Here is a 6,009-nt window from a genome sequence, read left to right on the forward strand (position 1 = left end):
CCCTTTGACAGGTCCCCGCCCACCCTTCCATACTCATTCCACTAATGAACTAGTTAAAGGGGGGACTCAGCGTGCACGACACCGGCCCCGCCCCGGGCCCCTGGGCGATCGAGGCGGAGAATCTGTCGAAGCGGTTCCGGCGGCGGTGGGCGCTCCAGGAGTGCTCGTTCCGCGTACCGGCCGGCCGGATCTGCGCCATGGTCGGCCCGAACGGCGCCGGCAAGAGCACGTTCCTGGGCATCGCCGCCCGGCTCGTGCAGCCGACCACCGGCAGCCTGCGGCTGTGCGGCGTCCCGGTCTCCGACCCCGCCGTCATGGGCCGCGTCGCCTACCTCGCGCAGGATAAGCCGCTCTACCCGCGCTTCTCGGTCGCCGACACCCTGCGCCTGGGCCGCGAGCTGAACCCGCGCTGGGACCAGGCGCTGGCCGAACGGATCGTCCGCTCCGGCGACATCCCGCTGGCCGCCCGGGTCGGCACGCTCTCCGGGGGCCAGCGCACCCGCGTCGCGTTCGCCCTCGCCTTCGGCAAGCGGCCCGACCTGCTGCTGCTCGACGAGCCGATGTCCGACCTGGACCCGCTGGCCCGGGACGAGCTGTCCGGGCTGCTGATGGCCGAGGCCGCCGAGCACGGCACCACGGTCCTGATGTCCTCCCACATGCTGTCCGAGGTGGAGGAGATGTGCGACCACCTCCTCGTCCTGGCCGGCGGCCGGCTGCGGATGGCCGGTCCGGCGGACGCGCTGGTGCCCGCGCACACCCTGGTGACCGGGCTGGCGGTCGGCGGCCGGGTGCCGCCGGAGCTGGCCGAGCGGCACACCGTCGTCGAGGCGCGGGTCAGCGGGCGGCAGTTCAGCGCGCTGGTGCGGCCGTCGGGGCCGCTGGCCTCCGGCCCCGGGGCCGGAGGGACGGGCGAGAGCGGCGGGACCGGCGCCTGGGAGACCATGTCGCCCAGCCTGGAGGAGGTCCTGCTGGCCTGTATGCGCGCACCGGACGCCCCCGCACTGCTCCTGGATGACTCCGGAGCGGATGGCTCCGGGACGTACGCGTCGGGGACAGACGCGTCGGGGCCGGATGAGCCCGGGTCGGACGAGCCCCGGAAGGAGACCGCGGCATGACCACCGCCACCACCCCCGAGGCCGGCACCGGCCGCGCCCCCGCCGGCTCCGGCGCGCTGCACGGCACCCTGTGGCTGGTCTGGCGCCGCCACCGCACCGCGCTGCTCGCCGGCGTCCTGGCCACCCTCGCCGCCTGCGCGGTCTTCTCGTACCAGCGGATCGGGCTGATGGGCTTCCTCGGCGGGCACGACGCCGGGGCCGACGCGCTCGCGGACGAGTTCCGGACCCGATTCGGCTCGGACTTCCAGGGCGATATCGGCTTCCTCCAGTACGTCCCGGTCGTGGTCGCCGTCTTCCTCGGCGCCCCGCTGATCGCCTCCGAGCTCGAACGCGGCACCGTCCACCTGGTCACCACCCAGTCCGTGGGCCGCGGCCGCTGGCTGGCGACCACCCTCGCGCTGCCGCTGACACTGGTGACCGCCTGTACGACCCTGCTGGCGCTGGTCTTCCAGTGGCTCTGGACGCCGGCCCGCTCCCTGGTGGTGGGCGGCGACTGGCTCAACAGCGGGCCGTTCGAGGTCACCGGCCCGGTGCTGGCCGCCAAAACGCTCTTCCTGACGGCCTGCGGGATCGCGCTGGGGAAGCTGATCAAGCGGGTGGTGCCGGCGATGCTGGCGACCGCCTTCACCGCGGCGGCGGTCAGCGTGGTCTGGGGCGAGAAGATCGTCCCGCTGCTCGGCACCCCGCGCCGCCTCGTCTACCCGTACGACGGCGACGGCCCGCGCCTGCCGTCGGACGCGGTGAACTTCGACGACTGGGTGGCCACCGCCGACGGCCGCCTGTACGGCTTCGGCACCTGCGTCCACGACGCGAACCCGGACGCCTGCCGGGCCAAGCTGGGCATCGTCAACCACGTCACCGAGTACTTCTCCTACGACCAGATGGCGGGGATGCAGTGGCGCGCGGCGGGGATCCTGCTGGCGCTGGCCGCGGCGGTGCTGGCGTTCGTGGTGTGGCGGGCCCGCAGGCGGCCGCTCTGAACGGCCGCCGGCCGCGGCCCGGAGGGCGCTTTGACACCCGCCCGGGGCGGCCCGATCATCGATCAGTCGACGGGCGCGGGCCCCGGGCGGAAACCGGTCCTACGGGGGCGGGACCCGGCTCCACGGGGGCGGCCCCCGGCACCGGGGCGGGCACAAAGGCAGAGAGGCGGTGAGCGCCGTGGAATTCCGGATCGACCGCCGCAGCGGCGTCGCCACCTACCTCCAGATCGTCCAGCAGGTCCAGCAGGCGCTGCGGCTGGGCATCCTGGTGGAGGGCGACCGGCTGCCCACGGCCGCGCAGGTCGCCGCCACCACCAAGGTCAACCCCAACACCACGCTCAAGGCGTACCGCGAGCTGGAGCGGGAGGGCCTGGTCGAACCGCGCCCGGGGCTCGGCACGTTCGTCAGCCGCACCCTGGCCCGGCCCGACTCGGCCGCGCACGCCGTCCTGCGCGAGGACCTGCGCGCCTGGATGGACCGCGCCCGCGCCGAGGGCCTGGAGCGGGAGGACGTCCGGGCGCTGCTGAACTCGGTGGTGGAGGAGCGGTTTCCGGAGGGGTGAGTTCCCCGGGGGGCGAGTCCCCGGGGGCGTGTGTACGGGGGCGGGGGCTGCTCCCCGGTGGGTACGGGGGCGAGCCCCTGGGCGGCTCGCCGTCAGCCCCGCCGCCCGGCGCGCGCCTCCTCCGTACCGCCGCCCCCGTCCGGGCCGGGCTCCGGGCCGGGACCCGAACCCGTACCCGAACCCGGCTCCGATCCCTGCTCCGGCCGCCCCCGCTCCCGATACCGCGCCCCCCGCAGATCCACCGTCGCCTGCGCCCCGCCGCCCGGCGGATTGGCGAAGCTCAGCCCGGCGCCCAGCACCCGCGCCTGCCCGGCCGCGATGGTCAGCCCCAGGCCCAGCCCGGCCCCGCCCGCGCCCGTACGGAACCGCTGCGGCCCGTGCGCCAGCAGCTCCTCCGGGAAACCGGGGCCAGCATCCCGCACCCGTATCAGCCCGTCGTCGACCTCCACCGTCACCGGGGCGGCACCGTGCCGCCGGGCGTTGCTGATCAGGTTGACCAGGATCCGTTCGACCCGGCGCGGATCGGTCTCCACCAGCCCGTCCGCCGCGACGCGCACCCGCACCTCCCCGTCGCCGTCCGCCGCGGCCGCCCGGGACGCGCCAGGGGCGGCGCCCGCGACGGCCCGTCGCACCAGCTCACCCAGCGGCCGTATCTCCCGGTCCGCCTCCTCGGTGCGGGCGTCCAGCCGGGCCACCTCCAGGACGTCCTCCATCAGCCCGCGCACCCGCTCGGCCCGCTCGCGGACCATCTCGGCGGGCCGGGACGGCGGCAGCAGCCCGGCCGCGGCGACCAGCCCGGCGACCGGGGTGCGCAGTTCGTGGGCGATGTTCGCGGTGACGTCCCGCTCGGCCTTCAGGCGGCCGGCGAGCGCCTCGGCCATGGTGTTCACGGCGGCGGTGAGCTGCGCGATCTCGTCGTTCCCGGTGCCCGGCAGGCGCGCGCCCAGATCACCCTCGGCGATCCGCTGGGCGGTCGCCGCGGACCTTGTCAGCCGCCGCCCGAGCCGGTGCGCGACCAGCAGCCCGACCAGGCAGCCCAGCCCCGTACCGGCCGCGCCGGCCCCCCACAGCATCCGGTCCAGCGCTGCCACGGTCTGCTGTTCGCGCTGGTAGGAACGTTTCAGCGCGACGATGTCCGGGCCCAGCTTGGCCGCCGCCCACAGATACGGCGTCCGGCCGTCCTGCTCCAGGTAGACGCCGCGCCGGCCGCGCTCGGCCAGCTGCTTCAAGGGGCCCGGCAGGTCCGGCGGGTTGATCATCCCGCGCCCGGTGTCGATCCCGGCCGCGCGGTCCTGCACGGCGGTCTGGAGCCGGCTGTCGATGGAGTGCCCGGCGAGGTCGAGCTGCGCGTTGACGGTGCGGTGGTGGACGAGCACGCCGACGAGGACCGCGACCACCGCGGCGGTGGCGGCGATCGCGATACCGATCTTGGCGCGCAGGCCCATCCGTTACCGTCCCGTCCGTTCCTGTCGTCCTGTTCGTCCTGTCGTACTGCTGCCGTCGCCCCGTTTCCCCCGTGGTCTCCGCGTTCCCCCGCCGCCCCCGCTCACCGGTACCGGCCGCTCACCCCCGTCCGGCCGGCTCACACATCCGGCAGGTGCAGACTCACCCGCCCCAGCTCGGCGGCCTTCTCCCCGCGCAGCTGCGGCGCCACCACCCCGGCACTGGAGTAGTACGCGAACCCCGGCTGCCGCTGGAGCCCGCTCAGCGTGACCGTGACCTCGTACGGCTTGCGGACGCACGCCGGCGCGCACCAGGGCCCGGACAGCCCGCCGCGCGCCTGCGCGGTCGGCCCGCCCCACGAGTCCCAGCGCAGCCCGGTCAGCCGCGCCGAGTCGCCCAGGGGCAGGCTGTCGGGGCGCTGGAGCGGCCGGCCGGCGTCGCCCGCCGCGTACACCGGGCCGGTCCGCGCGGGCGGCGCCACCGCGGGCCCCTCGTCCCGCAGCAGCGGATCCGGCCCGCCGCACCCCGAGAGCACCGCGGAGAACGCCACCGCGAGCAGCACCACGGCCCCGACGACCCCGGCGGCCCACACGGCCCGGGTGGCGGCAGACGCTGATCTCACAACTTTCCTCGAACGACGACGGGACGGCGGGACGGGACGGAAGGGGACGGGACAGGACAGGACGACGGAACCGGACGACCGGATGGAGGGACTACCGGGGACCAGCTCTGGCACACCGGGCCGCACTGGCCGCACGGCCACACCGGCCGCCCCAACGCGCCCAGCGCCCCCACCTGCACGCGTGACCCAGCGTGCACGACCCCACACACCCATCCGCACACAAGAGCGAATTTCTGCTTCCCGACAAATGTAACGGCGCTCCCCGCGAACCAGCTTCCGAACGCTCCCGCCACCGTCCCCACCGGCCCGCCGGACGGACTTCCGCCGCCACCCGCCGGACGGGCCTCCGCCCCCGGCCCGCGGCCCGCCACCCCCCGGCCTTGACCCTCACGCCACGTCAGGCCCCACCCTTGACCCGCACCCCAGGGGACAGCCCCTCCGCCCCCAGGGGGCCAGCCCCTCCGCCCGTTCACCGAAAGGCACACCATGGGATACCCGGTAGGCCAGGTCGCCGCCTTCGCCGGGGTCACCGTCCGCACCCTGCACCACTACGACCGGACCGGCCTGCTCCGCCCCAGCGACCGCAGCCCGGCCGGCTACCGCCTCTACGGCGACGCGGACCTCGCCCGGCTCCAGCAGATCCTCTTCTACCGGGAGCTGGGCTTCCCGCTCGACGAGATCGCCGCGATCCTCGCCGACCCGGAGGCCAACGCCCTGGACCAGCTGCGCGCCCGGCACCGCCGGCTCACCGAGGAGATCCACCGGCTGAAGCGCCTGGTCGAGGTCGCCGAGCAGGCCATGGAGGTGCAGCAGACCGGCGTCCGGCTGACCCCGGAGGAGCGGTTCGAGGTCTTCGGCGAGATCGCGTTCGATGTGACGTACGCGACCAAGGCCGAGCGGCAGTGGCAGCACAGCGAGGGCTACCGCCGCACGATGGCCCGGGCCGCCACGCACTCCAAGGACGACTGGGCGCGGATCATGGCCGAGGCCGCGGACTGGCGGGCCCGCCTGACCGCCGCCTTCGACGCCGGCGCGCCCGCCGACGGGGAGCGCGCCATGGACCTCGCCGAGGAGCACCGCCGCCACCTCTCCCGCTGGTTCACCCCCTGCGACACCGCGATGCACGGCCGGATCGCGGACGACTTCGCCGCCGACCCCCGCGCCTTCGCCCTCCTCGTCCCGCCCACCGAACAGCGCCCCGGCCTGGCCCCGTACCTCCGCACCGCCATCCACGCCAACGCCGTCCGCCAATCACCCCCGCCCGCCGCCGGGCCACCCCACCCGCAC

The 6,009-nt window shown here is 75.5% G+C and carries 6 protein-coding genes; 4 read left to right on the forward strand and 2 right to left on the reverse strand.

Annotated features, from left to right (window positions below; genetic code table 11):
• Window positions 1–71: 71 nt before the first annotated feature.
• The 3 genes from ADL22_RS09785 (at window position 72) to ADL22_RS09795 (ending at window position 2,657) form a co-directional block, all read left to right on the forward strand.
• A complete protein-coding gene (locus tag ADL22_RS09785) occupies window positions 72–1,115 on the forward strand; it encodes an ABC transporter ATP-binding protein (RefSeq protein WP_079063978.1) in 1,044 nt (347 codons plus the stop codon).
• Window positions 1,112–2,095, forward strand: a complete 984-nt coding sequence (locus ADL22_RS09790; protein ID WP_066975853.1) for a transmembrane transport protein — start codon at window positions 1,112–1,114, stop codon at window positions 2,093–2,095. Before ADL22_RS09785 ends, ADL22_RS09790 begins: the two co-directional genes overlap by 4 nt.
• 169 nt (window positions 2,096–2,264) lie before the next feature.
• The gene (locus tag ADL22_RS09795) at window positions 2,265–2,657 is read left to right on the forward strand and encodes a GntR family transcriptional regulator (protein WP_066975855.1); all 393 of its coding nucleotides are present in this window, start codon (window positions 2,265–2,267) and stop codon (window positions 2,655–2,657) included.
• A 92-nt stretch (window positions 2,658–2,749) separates the two neighbouring features.
• On the opposite strand, the gene ADL22_RS09800 is transcribed toward ADL22_RS09795, so the two are convergent.
• Both ADL22_RS09800 and ADL22_RS09805 read right to left on the reverse strand, forming a co-directional pair.
• Complete coding sequence (locus ADL22_RS09800) at window positions 2,750–4,102, reverse strand: sensor histidine kinase (RefSeq protein ID WP_066975857.1); 1,353 nt, start codon at window positions 4,100–4,102, stop codon at window positions 2,750–2,752.
• Window positions 4,103–4,239: 137 nt separating this feature from the next.
• Entirely contained in the window at window positions 4,240–4,722 is a 483-nt protein-coding gene (locus ADL22_RS09805; protein WP_159048599.1) for a hypothetical protein, read from the reverse strand.
• Window positions 4,723–5,208: 486 nt separating this feature from the next.
• Between ADL22_RS09805 and ADL22_RS09810 the strand changes: the two genes are divergently transcribed.
• A partial coding sequence (locus ADL22_RS09810) for a MerR family transcriptional regulator (protein WP_066975861.1) occupies window positions 5,209–6,009 on the forward strand: 801 nt, incomplete at its 3' end.

The sequence above is a fragment of the Streptomyces sp. NRRL F-4489 genome (assembly GCF_001509485.1).
GTDB lineage: Bacteria > Actinomycetota > Actinomycetes > Streptomycetales > Streptomycetaceae > Streptomyces.